Below are 14638 nucleotides of genomic sequence, written 5' to 3'. Positions count from 1 at the left end.
GCAAGAAAGCGTGAGCGGCTACTGAGAAAATTGCTGCAGCGCCGCAAGCAAGGTTTCGTTTTCGGATGCGGTGCCCACGGTCAGGCGCAGGCAGCCGGCACAGCCGGGTTGGGTGGTGCGGTTGCGCACCACGATGCCTTGGTCAAGCAGGTACTGGTAAACCGCCGTGGCATCGGGCCGGAAACGCACGAGTAGAAAGTTGGCGTCGGACGGGAATACGTGTTCGACGATGGGCACGGCGGGCAGGCGCTCGGCCAGCCATGCGCGGCCAGCCAGCAACTCCTGGCGCATGGCCGCAAACCGCTCGGCATCGGCCAAGCCCGCCAGCGCGTGCTGCTGCGTGGCCTCCGATATATTATAAGGCGGCTTGATTTTGTTGAGGTAGCCGATGAGGGCCGGCGCGGCAAAGGCCATGCCCAGGCGCAGCCCGGCCAGGCCCCAGGCTTTCGAAAACGTCTGGAGCACCACCAGATTTTCAAACTCATTCAGGCGCGTGGTCCAGCTTGGGGCACCGGCAAAATCAATGTAGGCCTCGTCTACCACCACCACCCCCCCGAACCCGCGCAGAATCTGCTCTACCGCCGCGGCGTGCAGCAGATTTCCGGTCGGGTTATTGGGTGAGCAGAGAAACACGACTTTGGCCGACGATGCCAGGACCTGGTCAATGGCGTCGGCCGACACGTGAAAGTCGGGCGTGAGCGGAATGCGCTCCACGCGCACGTCATTGAGGTGGGCGGCCACTTCGTACATGCCGTAGGTGGGCGGCAAAATCACGATGCTGTCCTGGCCGGGCACGCAGGTCAGACGCAGCAGCAAGTCGATGGCTTCGTCGGAGCCGTTGCCGAGGAAAATCTGCTCGGTGGCCACCTGCTTGAGCCGGGCCACTTCGGCTTTCAGGCTCCGCTGCAGCGGATCAGGATAGCGGTTGAACGCCACCGGGCCGACGGAGCCTTGACTGTTTTCGTTGGCGTCGAGCATCACCCGCGCTTCGCCCTGAAATTCGTCGCGGGCCGAGGCGTAGGGTTGCATGGCCCGCACGTTGGGCCGGATCAGCTTGTCCAGGTTCATAGCGGCAGGCATCAGACAGATAAGGTTTCCAAACGGATGGTTACGGCGCGGGCATGGGCCCGCAGGCCTTCGGCTTCGGCCAAGGTTTCGACCACCGGCCCCAGCTGTTGCAACCCCGCGGCGCTGATGCGCTGGAAGGTGATTTTCTTCACAAACGAATCGAGCGAGACGCCGCTGTAGCTGCGGGCGTAGCCGTTCGTGGGCAAGGTATGGTTCGTGCCCGAGGCGTAGTCGCCGGCGGCTTCGGGGGTGAGGTGGCCCAGGAATACCGAACCGGCATTGGTCACGCCCGCGGCCAGCTCCTCGGCATTGTCGACGGCCAGAATCAGGTGCTCGGGTGCGTATTGGTTGGAGAAGCGCAGCATTTCCTCGGGCGTGCGCAACAGCACCGCCCGGCTTTCGCGCAAGGCTTGGGCGGCTACGTCACGCCGCGGCAACTCCTGCAGTTGCTGCTCCACTTCGGCGGTTACCTGCTCTAGCATTCTTGCCGACGTTGTGAGCAGCACCACTTGCGAATCGGGGCCGTGTTCGGCCTGGCTCAGCAAGTCGGCCGCCACAAACGCCGGTTGCGCCGATTCGTCGGCCATAACCAGCACTTCCGACGGGCCGGCCGGCATGTCGATGGCCACCCCGCGCTGGGCGGCCAATTGCTTGGCGGCCGTTACGTAGCGGTTGCCGGGCCCAAAGATCTTGTCGACGGCGGGCACACTCGCGGTGCCGCCGGTAAGGGCTGCAATGGCTTGGGCGCCGCCAGCTTTTATAATGGTGTCGATGCCCAGCAGCGCGGCCGTGTATAGGATAACCGGATTCACGGAGCCGTCTTTGGCGGGCGGGGTACAGAGCACAATAGTGGGGCACCCGGCCAGTTGGGCCGGCACGCCCAGCATGAGCAAGGTGCTAAACAAGGGCGCCGAGCCGCCGGGAATATAGAGGCCCACGCGCTGCACGGGCACGGCGCGGCGCCAGCATTCCACGCCGGGCGCGGTTTCGAGGCGCAGCTCGTTTCCGCGCTGGGCAGCATGGAAACGCTCGATATTCTGGCGGGCCTGCCCAATGGCGGCTTGCAGTTCGGCCGGCACCAGGGCCGCGGCGGCCGCCAGCTCCGCGGGGCTTACGCGCAACTCGTGCAGCGTGGCGCCGTCCAGCTCGGCAGCATACTGGCGCAGGGCCGCGTCGCCGCGCTGGCGTACATCGTCGAAAATGTGGCGCACGCGCTCGGCCACTTCCTGGCTTTCGGCCTGGGCGGGGCGTTGCTGGAGCGCGGGCCACTCGGCCGCGCTCGGGTAGCGAATGATTTGCATGTCGTTGTTCGAAAAAGCTGCGGCATTGCGCTGAGGTAATCGTGTGTGCAGACGGGCCCGATTCAACGGCATCCGCACATTTCACCCAGCAGCCCGGCCAGCACAGTAGACTAGGAAATCATCTTCTCGATTGGCAGCACCAGAATGCCTTCGGCGCCTACGGCTTTCAGCCGGTCGGTGATGTGCCAGAAGTCGTCTTCGTTGACCACCGACTGCACCGACACCCAGCCGGCTTCGGCCAGCGGCGTAACGGTGGGCGACTTAATGCCCGGCAGCAAGGCCTTTACCGCATCGAGTGCGGAAACGGGCGCGTTGAGCAGGATGTACTTGTTGCGGCGGGCACGGCGCACGGCTTGCATGCGGAACTGCAGCTGCTCCAGCAATTCCCGCTTTTCGGGCGCCAGCTGTTGGTTGGCAATCAGCACCGCTTCGGAACGAAACACGGTTTCCACTTCCCGCAGCCCGTTGCCGAGCAGCGTCGAGCCCGACGAGACGATGTCGCAGATGGCATCGGCCAGGCCAATGCTGGGCGCAATTTCCACCGACCCGCTGATGGTGTGCAGTTGCGCCTGCACCCCTTGGCCGGCCAGGTAGCTGCCCAGCAGCTGCGGGTACGACGTTGCAATGTTTTTGCCTTGCAGGTCGGCCACCGAATTGTAGGCCTCTCCACGGGGCACGGCCAACGACAGCCGGCATTTGCTGAAGCCCAATGCCTCGACCTGCAGGCTGGTCAGGCCCGCTTCCACAAGCACATTCTGGCCCACGATGCCGAGGTCGGCCACGCCGTCCTGCACGTAGCCAGGAATGTCGTCGTCGCGCAGAAACAGGATTTCGAGGGGAAAATTGGTGGCTTCGGTTTTGAGCTTGAAAGTGCTGCTCAGAAACCCAATGCCGCATTCGCGAATCAGCGACAGGGAATCTTCGCTCAGGCGACCGGACTTTTGAATGGCCAGACGAATCATAATCAGGAAAACAAGCGGGAAAGTAACTGCCTACGGCGGGGCGCAGCGGATGGCGGCCGGGCACGGGCAAATCACGAAGAAAAAGGGGCGCACGGGTTTCGGCGGCGGGCCGAAACGGGCGAAGGGGTAAACCGGGGCATCCGGCGCACTAGCCGGATGCATGTAGTGTAGCTATTCCTCCTGGGAGGAATGGTGATGATGGCCGGCATGCCCGAGTGCGGCAACCCCAACGGGGGCAACCGGCAACGTGAGGGGGCGCACAATAGCAGCGAAGGGGTGCATGCGGCGGGATAAGCTGCCGCAAATGTACTGCGGAATCTGGTTTTGCAAAGGTTACGCCCCGAAAACCCTCACATGATGATGTGAGATTAAACCACCGAGGCCCCTGGCTGTCGTATCTTGGCACTTTTCCTTCGGGCCGCGTCGTTAGCTTACCACCCTCTGCCCTGCCTCTATGTCTCGTTTCGTTGCCCTCGTTGCCAGCTGCCTGCTCACCGCCTCGGTAGCGCTTGCCCAGGATTTCCCCCAACCGCAGGCCAGCCCGCGCGCCGTGGTTACCCAAACCGTGGGCCTGACCGAAGTAACCGTTGATTACCACGCGCCCAACGTGAAAGGCCGCAAAATCTGGGGCCAGCTCGTGCCCTACGACCAGGTCTGGCGGGCCGGAGCCAACGAGAATACAACCATTACCTTCTCCGACTCGGTGCGCGTGGGCGGCAAACCCGTGCCGGCCGGCAAGTACTCCGTGTACGTGCTGCCCTCGGCCGACCACGAGTGGCAGCTGATCCTCAACAAAGTCACCACGCACTGGGGCGCCGAAGGCTACAAGGAAGCCGATGACCTGCTGCGCCTGCCGGTGCTGCCCGAAACCGCGCCCATGCGCGAGACGCTCGGCTACTGGTTTTCCGACGTGCGGCCCGGCGCGGCCCGCCTGAACCTCTCGTGGGAAGAGCGCACCCTCAGCGTCAGCATCCGCACCGACGTGAATACCCAAGTGGTGCGGGCCATGAAAAAAGCGGTAGAAGCCAAGCCCGACAATCCGCAGCTGCTGGCCCAGGCCGCCGATTACCTGATCCAGAACCAACTGGAAGCGGAGCTGGCCCTGCAATACATCAACCGCGCCATTGCCCTCAACGACACCTACACCAACAACTGGCTGAAGGCGAAACTGCTGGCCCAGAAAGAGGATTACATGACCGCCGTTGCGTTTGCCCGCCGCGCCATCAAAATGGGCGACAAAGACGACGAGTCCTTCAAAACCCAGCTGCCGACCATGCGCGCCGTCCTCACGCAGTGGCAAGCCAAGGCTTACTAAGGTTTTAGTACCTATTTGAACGCAAAAAAGCCCGCTGCGAGCGGGCTTTTTTGCGCTTCGGCAATTTGCAATTGGGTTGACGGCGCATCAAAAACGCGCAATCAGGCGCAGGTTCAGAATGCGGCGCGACAGGTAGTTGGGCACGGCGTAGGTGCGGCCGTTGAGGTCCTGCACGTAGCTGTAGCCGGCCACGTTGTTGGCGTACAGCACGTTCAGTACTTCCACGCCCAGCCATAGCGTTTCGGGCTGGTAAAACTTGCGTTGCCGGTCGCTTCGCACACTCAGCACTTTCGAGGCGCCCAAGTCCACGCGCTTGTAGCTGCGGGTGAGCTTGGTGGTGCCGCGGTCTTCGGGCAAGCCGGGCGGGCTGAACGGCAAACCGGTACCAAAGACCAGGTTCACGTACCCCCGCACCGAGGGGTTATCGGGCAAGTGGTCCTGGAAATAGACTCCCAGGTTCAGGCGCTGGTCGGTGGGACGACGGATGTAGCCTTGCTCCTTTTTGCCAATGGCGGTGCCTTCGGAGTCGCGCACGGTAACGGAGTCGCCTTTGAGGTTTTCGCGGGTCGTGAGCAGCCCCAGGCTAAACCACGATTCGGCGCCGGGCACAAACTCGCCGCTCACGCGGGCATCGAGGCCGGCGGCGTAGGCCGTGGCCAGGTTCTGGGCGAAGTAGCGCAGCCGTACGCTCTCCACATCGTAGGGCACTACGTCGGTCAGGTACTTGAAGTACACCTCCCCGGTAAACTGAAACGGCCGGCCCCACTGCCGAAAGCGGTATTCGGTGCCGGTGATGAAGTGAACGGAGCGTTGGGCACGCAGTTCGCGGTTGAGTTGGCCCTGCTGGTTGCGCAGCTCGCGGTAAAACGGCGGCTGGTAATACAGGCCCGCCGCCGCTTTGTACGACAGGTTGCGGTTGCGGCGCGAGGTGGCCGCGTACTGCACCCGTGGGCTGGCCACCAGCTGCCCGTTCACCGACCAATAGTGCGCCCGCACGCCGTAGGTGAGCGTGCGCAGCGAATCGAAGCGCAGGGTGTGCTGCACGTACGCCTGGTAGCGTTCCGAGGCCAGCGTCAGATCCGATACCAGGCGGGTGAACCGGTTGGCGGGCACGTAATCGGCCGAATCGACGAAGGAATATTCGTTGAGCTTGTCGTGGATATTTTCCACGCCTGCCTTCACGCCCCAGCGCACGGTGTGCCGCTCCGACGGCGTGTAGGTGCCGCGTGCTTCGAGGTTGCCGATGCGCGCCAGCAGCGAATTGCGCGAGTGGTCGAAGCGTGAACCAACGTCGCGCTGCCGCACCGGCAGGTTGTAGTCCTTGGAGCTTGGGTCGCGGTTGATGTCGGCGAAGGTGTAGGCCGCCTCGATGTCGCGCAGCTCCTGCTCCCGCGACACCATGCCGCTCAAAATAACTTCTCCGGTCAGACTCGGGGTAAAATGGTGCGTCAGGTTCAGCCCGCCCTGGTACGTATCGTACTGCATCCGCTCGTAGCCATCGTAGAAGATGGTCAGGCGCTGAACCTGGTTGAGCCCGGAGCTGAAGTTGACCTGCCCGGTTTGGGGCGCGAACTTGTAGTTGTTGTGAGCCACCGTTGCCAGCACGCCCAGCGACGTCCGCTGCAAATCGGTGGCCGGCCCCAGTCCGATGGTGACGTACGCCTGCCCGTCGACAAACGTGGGGTCGTAGGCGCCCTGGTTCTGGCGCAGGCCGCGCAGCACGTATTCGGCGTTTTTGTAGCGCACTCCCGCCAGGTAGCTCACCCGGCCCGATTTCGATACTTCTTCCAGGTGCAGCGCGCCGCCCACCAGGCTGGCCGTGGCCGAGGCCGCCCGCCGCTGCGGCTGCTTGTAGTCGATGGTGAGTACCGAAGAGAGCTTGTCGCCGTAGCGCGGCTGCCAGCCGCCGGAGGCAAACTGCACGCGGTCCACCAGATCGGGGTTCACGAAGCTTAGGCCTTCCTGCTGGGCAGCCGTCACCAGAAACGGCCGGTACACCTCGATGCCGTTGACGTACACCAGGTTTTCGTCGTAGTTGCCACCGCGCACCGAGTAGGTGCTGGTCAGCTCGTTGTTGGCCACCACGCCGGGCAGCGTTGTCAGCACCTTGTTGAAGTCGCCGAACGCCGAGGGCAATTCCTTGGCCGTACGTGGGTCGAGCTGGGTGATGCTGATTTGCTCGCGCGTGTCTTCTTCGCGGCGCCCGCGCACGGTCACGTCGTTGAGGCTGCGGGCGTCGGTTTTCAGGCTGAAGCTAACGTCGGTTCCTTCCGCCAGCTGGGCGCTGCTGAACGTGCGGCGCTGGGTGGCGTAGCCCAGTCGGCGCACCACCAGCACCGCCGCTTGCCCCGCCGCCAGCCGCGGCACCGGTAGCCGAAAACGGCCGTTGGCGTCGGTGTTGGTGCCGCCGGGCAGGCCTTCCCACGCCACCGCTACCTGCTCCAGCGGCTGACCGGCGGCGTCGCGCACGGTGCCGCGCAGCTCGGTGCGGCTGGCGGCGGGCTGCTGAGCGTAGGCAGCGGTGACAAGCAGTAGACTGGCGGGGGGCAGCAGCAAGAGGCTGCGGACTGCCAACGCCGGCAGCAGCGGAAATCGAAAGGGCGACATGGGTACTACTCGGCGGTGGCGGCGGAAAGCTGGGCGCGCAGGTCGGCCAGCGTGGCCACCGGGTCGGGCGAGTTGAACACGAAGCTGCCCGCAATGAGCACGTCGGCGCCGGCCTCCACCAGCGGCAGCGCGTTGTCGAGGTTCACGCCGCCGTCCACTTCAATCAGGGCCTCCGAGCCGGCATCGACGAGCAGTTCCTTCAACTCGGCCACTTTCTTAAGGGTGTTCGGAATGAAAGCCTGCCCGCCAAAACCGGGGTTGACGGACATGATGCACACCAAATCGAGGTCGGGCGCAATGTCCTGCAGCACCCACACGGGCGTATGCGGGTTGAGCGCCACTCCGGCGCGGCACCCCAGCTTCTTGATCTGCTGAATGACCCGGTGCAGGTGGGTGCAGGCTTCGTAGTGCACCGTGATGTTGGCCGCGCCCGCGTCGCGGAAAGCGTCGAGGTAGAGCTGCGGCTGCTCGATCATCAGGTGTACATCGAGCGGCTGCTGGGCATGCCGCCGAATGGCTTCGAGCACCGGCAAGCCGAAGGAAATGTTGGGCACGAAGCGGCCGTCCATGATGTCGCAGTGCAGCCAATCGGCGGCGCTGCCGGCGAGGCGCTCGGTTTCGGCCTGCAGGTTGGCAAAATCGGACGCCAGCATCGACGGCGCCAGCAACGGGGTAATTCGGCGGGAAACGGTCATGCCGCGAAATTAGGCAATTGGGTGATGAGGTAATGGGGCGGAAAGTGCGAAGGCGACGGACAAGGGGTAGCACGCGGCACTCGCCTGGCACTTCCATCACCGGCTTTCCGCCTCATTCTCCTTTCCGCCAGGGTTGCCAGTCCAGTTCCCCGTTTTCGCGGCGGCGCAGAAACACCGTCTGGTCGTCGCGCTGCAACTTTCCGAACGTGACGTCGCCGCGGCAATCGAGGCATTTCACGGACGTGTACTTGAACTTGTCCTGCGCCACGCGCGAGGTCAGGTCGAGGTTATCGGAGCCGCACAAGCCACAGGCGGGCACATCGGGAAAGCTCAGGCGGTCGTATTCGGCTACTACTTCGTGGAAGGAACTGCCCTGCACGGTAAAGTGAAACTGGCGCCGACCCAGGCGCTTGGAAATCATCAACTGCAGCATAGAAAAGCGAAACGGGAGGAATAACGCGGCCCGGCAGGTCTACAACGACACCGCCGGGCCGTTAGTGCGGCACGGCCGGCCTAGCCGGCTCGAAGCCCAACAGGCTAGTACTGTAGGAAGCGGAGGGTATGCGTTTTGCCGCCGCCCTGCGGCTCTACGGTGCACAGGTACATGCCCGAGCGCAGCGCCGGCACGCGCAACGGCACCTGGGCCGCGCCGCTGGGAGCCAGCAGTTGCTCGCCGATAAGAGCGCCCCGCACATCGTGAATAACCACGTGCAAGGGCTGGTTGCGCAAATCGGCGGGCAGGCTCAGGTACAGTTCGCGGCTGGTCGGGTTTGGGAAGATGCTCAGCTGGCCGCCGGCCGTCGGCGTGCCGGTCTTGGCCAGGATGTTGGCCCGCTCGGCGTTGGGAATCCCGTACCCAATCAGGTTGTTGGGTGCCGTGGCCTGGCTGGCACTCTGCTGCAGAAACTGCAACACCTGCTGGGCCGTGAGCGTGGGGTTGGCCTGCCAGAACGAAGCCGCCATGCCCGCCAGCACCGGGCACGCGAAGGAGGTGCCGTTGCCGCGCCCTACCAGGCCACTCGGCGACACGATGGCGGCAATAACGCCCTGCGCCGATAAATTGGGCTTGATGCGGCCGTCGGAAGTAGGACCGACGGAGCTGAAGGCGGCGCGCAAGCCCATGGAATCCACCGCGCCGACGGTCAGCACCGAGTCGGCGTCGGCCGGGGCGCCGATGTAACGCCAGGAGTTGTTGCCGTCGTTGCCGGCCGAGTTGACGACCAGAATGCCGGTGCGGGCCGCCACGGTAGCCGCCCGCGACGCCAGCGCCGTGCGCCCGTTCATATCGGCGTAGGTATGGTCGCGCGAGGGGGCATCGAAGGTGGTGTAGCCCAAAGAAGAGCTGATGATGTCGACGCCGGCCGAGTCGGCGTATTCAGCGGCAATAAGCCAGTTGGCTTCTTCAATGGGGTGCTCCGAAAACACATCCTCCGTCAGCAGCAAGTGGTAGCTGGCCTTGGGCGCGGTGCCGATGTACACGTTGGCCTGGTTAGCGCCCATGCACGACAGCGTGTTGGTGCCGTGGCTGTTCTTCTCGTACACGCCCCGGTCGTGGTCGACAAAATCGAAGGTGCTAAGCAGGCGGTTTTCGTTGCGCAGCGAGGCAAACGGTGCGGTTTGGTTGACGCCCGGGAACCCTGCATCAAGCACGGCAATGTGCATGCCTTCGCCCCGAAAGCCGGCGTTGTGCAGCGCCACGGCCCCAATCATGTTGGCCTGCCAGAACGCCTGGCCGTATGTTTTGTCGTGGGCGGTGCGCTGGGCCGTGGTTTGGGTTTCGGCGGCTTCTTTCACCACTTCCACTCGGGGCGGGGTTTTGGCGTTGCGGTTCAGCGTTTGGGCCGACACCACGAACGGCTTGGCCCGCAGCTGCCCCAGCGCAGCCGAGTCGCAGGCCACCACGGCGGCGTTGAACCAGCGCGAAGTATACCACAGCTGCACGCCGGGTACGGCTTTCACCTGCGCCACGTAGCTCGGCGACACCGGTAAGTCGCGCGGCTGCACGGCTATGCCCTGCCGCTGCCGCCGCTGAATGGCCCGCGCCGAGAGAAACGCCTGCGGCTGGCCCACAGTGAAGGGCGTTCCGGCCTTGTCGCGGAAATAAATCAGGTGGCGGCGTACCGTGCCGGCGGGGCGAGCCGGCGGCCGGGGAGCCGCCTCGGCGGTGGCCAGACTAAGGCCGGCGAGCAAAGCAACAAGCGAAAAAAAGCGCATAAGCAGCGAGGCGAGGAAGCAGATTAACGACGACAAGATACGCATTCGGCACGCGGCTAAAAAGCCCGTGTATTAGCCAGACACGCCCCGGCCGGGGTTGGTTTCCGGCACCATAAGACACGCTCTTGCCGCGGCTCGTTGCAACACAAAGCCCCGGCCAACGCGGGGTTGGCCGGGGCTTTGCCCAAGCATAGAAAGCTACCGCTACGGGCCTTTCTCGATAAGCTTTTCCACGTGCTCTTCGCCGATAACGATGTAGCCCGTGCCCACCTGGCAGTTCTGGCCCTGCACGCCCTGGCAGTAGTTGAACACGCGGGTTTGGCGGTACACCCGGCCCACGCCGCGGGCAAAAATCTGCCGCTGGCTGCGCCGGTAGAAAATCGTGTCCGCACTGGGGTCGACGGTGGTGATGGTGTTGTCGAAGGTGAGGTTGCCGATTTTGTAGGTAGCGCCCACGGCTTCGTACTGGCGGTTTTTGGCCACCACGGTGTCGCGGTCGTTGTACACGTTGCGGTTCCAGCTCACGCCGTTTTTGGCCGGGAATACTAGCTCCAGCGTGCGGCGGTTGTTGCTGGTTAGCTCCACGGCGGTTGGCTTCACGGTCACGCTCAGCACGCTGTCGTCCTGCCAGGCCGCGCCGGCGTTGGCCCGCACCGAGCGAATGATGCGGTACGTGAGCATCCCCGCGGCATCGGTGTAGCTGTCGGTCACCCGCTCGCGCCGCTGCGAAATCACAGTCGCGCCAACTTGCCGGTTGTCGAGGTAATTGCGGTCTTCTACCTGGTAGATGCGGTAGCTGCCCACCGCCAACGGGTAGTAGTCCGTGTCAACCGGGTCGGGCTGCACGGTTTCCCGCCCGCAGCTGCTGGCGCCCAGCAAGCCGGCTCCGGCAATCAGCAGCGCCAAGCGGCGCCAGGAAGTTGGAACGAGTGAAAACACCATAGCAGGAATTATACGGCACTGCGGCTAGCCATCACCGGCAGCGGAACGGGCGACTTCAGCGCAGCCGGGCTGCGCTCAATCCAGCCACCGCCCAGCACGTCGCGGCCGTCGTAGAATACAGCCGCCTGGCCTGGGGCAATGGCGTGTACGGGCTCGGGAAAATAAACGTACACTTTTCCGTCCTTTTCCTCCAGAAACGACGCCGCGCCCGCGTGGTTGTAGCGCACTTTGGTGAAAGCCGGCACCAGCCCACGGCCTTCCAGCGAGGCAAACTTGCCGTGATTGACGCGGCCCACCACCGTGGCCGTGCGCGCCAACTCGTCGAAATTGCCCAGCACTACTTCATTGGTTTCGGGCCGAATTTCGACCACGTAGGCCGGGTAGCCCAGCTGAATGCCCAGTCCTTTGCGCTGCCCGATGGTGTAGAACGGGTAGCCTTCGTGGGTGCCCACGGCGGTGCCGTCGGTCAGCACGAAGCGACCGCCGGCCACCCGCTCCTCCAGGCCTTCCACCCGGCGCTTCAAAAAGCCGCGGTAGTCGTTGTCGGGGATAAAGCAGATTTCGTAGCTCTCGGGCTTGTTGATCAACTCGGTAAAACCACGCTGCCGCGCAAACTCCCGGATTTCGGTTTTGCGCAGCTTGCCCAGCGGAAACATGGTGCGCGCCAAACTCTCCTGCGACACACCCCAGAGGGCGTACGACTGGTCTTTGCTGTCGTCGAGGCCTTTGCTGATGACGTAGCGGCCGTTTTCCTCGCGCACCTGGGCGTAGTGGCCGGTGGCAATATACTGGCAGCCGAGCTGGTCGGCGCGGCGTAGCAGGGCGTCCCACTTGATGTGGGTGTTGCAGAGCACGCACGGGTTGGGCGTGCGACCGGCCAGGTATTCGTCCACAAAATCGTCGATGACGTGGCCGCCGAACTCGTTGCGGATGTCGATGATGTAGTGCGGGAAGCCCAGTTCCACGGCCACGTAGCGGGCGTCGTTGATGGAATCGAGCGAGCAGCAGCCGGTTTCCTTTTTCGAGCCGCCAGCCGAGGCGTAGTCCCAGGTTTTCATGGTCATGCCCACTACTTCGTAGCCGGCTTCGTGCAGCATCACGGCTGCTACCGAAGAATCAATGCCGCCGCTCATGGCGACGAGGACGCGTCCTTTGGACGGCGTGCCGGGGGTGGTATCTGGGGTCATATGGCGTCGCCCGGGAAGTCAAGGTTCGCGGCCGAATGGCAAAGGTAACACATGCCGGCCGGCCCAGGTTTCATTACTTTTGCCGGACTGGGTGGTGCATTCCCGTTTTGCCGGCGTTTGTTGCCGTTCTTGGCTCCCCCATTTACCCGACCTCACCGCTCCTCACCACCGTGGCTCTGCTTACTCCCGTTATCGTTCGCGGCATCAACAACCTCTCCGACGCGCGCTACTGCGCCGGCATGGGCGCCGAATACCTCACCTTCCGCCTCGACCCCGCTTTGCTCGGTGCCGTCACGCCCGAGCTGGTAAAGGAACTCAGCAGCTGGGTCGCCGGGGTACACCTCATCGGCGAGTTCGACAACCTGCCGGCCGAGCAAATCAACGCCTTGGCCAGCGCCTGCGGGCTGCATTCGCTCCTGCTGCACCGGCTGCGCCGCCCCGAGGAAATGGCCGAGCTGGCATTGCCAGCCCTGCTGCTGACCGATTGGGTGCCCGATATGCTGCCCGAAGACGTGGACAACCGCTTTCGGAGCATGGCGCCGCATGTGGCGGGCTTTGTGTTTCCCGAACCCCCGCCCCAGCCGCTCACCGACTTTCAGCGGGCGCACCTGAGCGAACAGGCCCGCACCTACGCCATTTGGCTGGCGCCCGAGTTTGCTGCCGGGTCGCTGCGCGGGTTTTTGGCGGCGGTAGAGCCGGCCGGGCTCGTGCTGGCCGGCGGCGACGAAATCCGTACTGGGGTGCGCGATTTTACCGAGCTCGAAACGGTGTTCGAGGCGCTGGAAGCCGACGAATAAGCCCGGCCGCTTAGACCATAACGGCCACCATGTCAAAAATGGCTTCGGCCAAACCAACCGGCCCGGTTACGCGCACGTGCTTTTCGGCCTCGGCACGGCTCAATTGCTTGGAAAACAAGCGCCACGCCACCGCCGCGTCGATTTCAACGCTAGCGGTAGGCTGGTCAACGACGTCGCCCAACTCCCAGGTTTCGGCCTTGCGGTGCAGGTACCCTGCGTAAAGCTCGGGGCTTCCAATGACTACGCGCAACACCGTTCCCTGGGGCGCCAGCACGTGGCGGTACTGGTGCGGCAGGGCCCGCATGGAGGTTTCTACGTACGGGCGGTACAGCCGCGGCTGCAGCAGCACCGTTTCCCCACGCCCTACGGCCTGCCGAACCTGCTGCTGGTGGTGCCACTTTTCGGTGTATTCACGGGCCACGTGAAACCAGTTCAGCGACTCACTCTCGCCGGCCCAACCCACCGGAAACGCCGCCGGCGCCCACGGGTCGAGCTTGCGCAAAAAGGCGCTGTACTCGCGGCCCGTCAGCTCCAATAGCCACGTGGCTATACCCGGGCTCAGCCGGCGCGTGGCCGTGAGCCAGTCGGCATTCAGCGTGTTGAGAAAGTCCACCAAGCCGGCGTAGGTATTGGCCGTGGCAGGCGGCTGCACCCCAAAATACCCGTCGCGCAGCATGGAGAGCGTGCGCAGGTTGCCGTCGAGCAAATGCAAGGCCACGTCCAGCACCGTCCAGCGCGGGGCCAGCGTCGGCCGCTGCCATTCGTCGGGCGTCAGGCCCCGCAGAAACTCAATCAGCAGGGCATCGACTTCGGGAAACAAGTCGAGCGTTTCGATGGGTACCGGGCGAGACATGGCGGACGGGTTGGCGGTGCGGGTTAGCTCAAGGTAAAATGCAGGTATTTGATGGGCACGCCCCGCTCGCGGTATTTGCGTTCGTAGGTGGTTTGAATGTCGTGGGCGTGCGGCAGCAGCTCGGGCGTCTGGTAGAGGTCGTAGGTCACGACAAAGTCAGCCACTTTCATTTCCTGCAGCAGCTCCACGCTGTATTCAAACAACGAATCGGAATCGGTTTTCAGGTGCACCAGCCCGCCGGGGCGCAGCACTTGCCGGTACAGCTCCAGGAAGCGCGGGGCGGTTAGGCGGCGCTTGGTGTCGCCGAGGCGCGGGCGTGGGTCGGGGAAGGTTATCCAGATTTCGTCCAGCTCGCCGGGCGCGAAATGCTCCAGCAGCTTCTCGGCCTGCACCCGCAGAAAGCCCACGTTCGTCAGGCCCTGTTCCTCGGCCAGCACGCTGCCGCGGTGCATCCGCTCGCCTTTAATGTCGAGGCCGAGGAAATTCCGCTCGGGGTAACGGGCGGCCAGGCCCACGGTGTATTCGCCCTTGCCGCAGCCGATTTCGATGGTGATGGGGTGCTCGTTGCGGAAAAAATCGGCGTGCCAGCGGCCGCGCAGGGCGCCAAAGGTGTCTTTGCCCGGCTCGACGATGTCGGCGCGCTCGGCGTTTTCAGCGAAGCGCTTCAGTTTTACTCGGCCCATGAAGGGAAATGTGG

Annotated in this window: 13 protein-coding genes; 2 read left to right on the top strand and 11 right to left on the bottom strand. The window is 64.0% G+C overall.

Annotation, left to right across the window (positions count from 1 at the left end; translation table 11 throughout):
* Positions 1-18: 18 nt before the first annotated feature.
* The 3 genes from hisC to hisG form a co-directional block, all read right to left on the bottom strand.
* The gene (gene hisC, locus F0P96_RS04330; protein WP_235917374.1) at positions 19-1068 is read right to left on the bottom strand and encodes a histidinol-phosphate transaminase; all 1050 of its coding nucleotides are present in this window, start codon (positions 1066-1068) and stop codon (positions 19-21) included.
* Positions 1069-1079: 11 nt separating this feature from the next.
* Complete coding sequence (gene hisD / locus F0P96_RS04325; protein WP_151077550.1) at positions 1080-2369, bottom strand: histidinol dehydrogenase; 1290 nt, start codon at positions 2367-2369, stop codon at positions 1080-1082.
* Positions 2370-2479: 110 nt separating this feature from the next.
* Positions 2480-3331 carry an ATP phosphoribosyltransferase gene (hisG, locus tag F0P96_RS04320; RefSeq protein WP_151077549.1) on the bottom strand — a complete coding sequence of 284 codons (852 nt, stop codon included), beginning with the start codon at positions 3329-3331 and terminating at the stop codon, positions 2480-2482.
* A gap of 454 nt (positions 3332-3785) precedes the next feature.
* On the opposite strand from hisG, the gene F0P96_RS04315 reads away from it, so the two are divergent.
* A complete protein-coding gene (locus F0P96_RS04315; protein WP_151077548.1) occupies positions 3786-4646 on the top strand; it encodes a DUF2911 domain-containing protein in 861 nt (286 codons plus the stop codon).
* An 87-nt stretch (positions 4647-4733) separates the two neighbouring features.
* On the opposite strand, the gene F0P96_RS04310 is transcribed toward F0P96_RS04315, so the two are convergent.
* The 6 genes from F0P96_RS04310 to mnmA form a co-directional block, all read right to left on the bottom strand.
* Positions 4734-7253, bottom strand: a complete 2520-nt coding sequence (locus F0P96_RS04310) for a TonB-dependent receptor (protein WP_151077547.1) — start codon at positions 7251-7253, stop codon at positions 4734-4736.
* A gap of 5 nt (positions 7254-7258) precedes the next feature.
* Positions 7259-7948, bottom strand: coding sequence for a ribulose-phosphate 3-epimerase (gene rpe, locus F0P96_RS04305; RefSeq protein ID WP_235917373.1), 690 nt, complete (start codon positions 7946-7948; stop codon positions 7259-7261).
* 112 nt (positions 7949-8060) lie between these two features.
* Positions 8061-8381 carry a hypothetical protein gene (locus F0P96_RS04300; RefSeq protein ID WP_151077546.1) on the bottom strand — a complete coding sequence of 107 codons (321 nt, stop codon included), beginning with the start codon at positions 8379-8381 and terminating at the stop codon, positions 8061-8063.
* 104 nt (positions 8382-8485) lie between these two features.
* The gene (locus F0P96_RS04295; RefSeq protein ID WP_160619968.1) at positions 8486-10162 is read right to left on the bottom strand and encodes a S8 family serine peptidase; all 1677 of its coding nucleotides are present in this window, start codon (positions 10160-10162) and stop codon (positions 8486-8488) included.
* 204 nt (positions 10163-10366) lie between these two features.
* Positions 10367-11104 carry a hypothetical protein gene (locus F0P96_RS04290; RefSeq protein ID WP_151077544.1) on the bottom strand — a complete coding sequence of 246 codons (738 nt, stop codon included), beginning with the start codon at positions 11102-11104 and terminating at the stop codon, positions 10367-10369.
* 8 nt (positions 11105-11112) lie between these two features.
* Complete coding sequence (gene mnmA / locus F0P96_RS04285; RefSeq protein ID WP_151077543.1) at positions 11113-12291, bottom strand: tRNA 2-thiouridine(34) synthase MnmA; 1179 nt, start codon at positions 12289-12291, stop codon at positions 11113-11115.
* Between the two features lie 170 nt (positions 12292-12461).
* Here mnmA and F0P96_RS04280 point away from each other — a divergent pair, with 170 nt between their 5' ends.
* Positions 12462-13088, top strand: a complete 627-nt coding sequence (locus F0P96_RS04280) for a beta/alpha barrel domain-containing protein (protein ID WP_151077542.1) — start codon at positions 12462-12464, stop codon at positions 13086-13088.
* Positions 13089-13098: 10 nt separating this feature from the next.
* On the opposite strand, the gene F0P96_RS04275 is transcribed toward F0P96_RS04280, so the two are convergent.
* Positions 13099-13941: a maleylpyruvate isomerase N-terminal domain-containing protein gene (locus F0P96_RS04275; protein ID WP_151077541.1), complete on the bottom strand. Its 843-nt coding sequence runs from the start codon at positions 13939-13941 to the stop codon at positions 13099-13101.
* Positions 13942-13964: 23 nt separating this feature from the next.
* Positions 13965-14624, bottom strand: coding sequence for a tRNA (guanosine(46)-N7)-methyltransferase TrmB (gene trmB / locus F0P96_RS04270; protein ID WP_151077540.1), 660 nt, complete (start codon positions 14622-14624; stop codon positions 13965-13967).
* Positions 14625-14638: the final 14 nt, after the last annotated feature.

Source organism: Hymenobacter busanensis (assembly GCF_008727865.1).
In the GTDB taxonomy this organism is placed as follows: domain Bacteria; phylum Bacteroidota; class Bacteroidia; order Cytophagales; family Hymenobacteraceae; genus Solirubrum; species Solirubrum busanense.
This window is presented reverse-complemented; position numbering and strand designations above follow the sequence as displayed.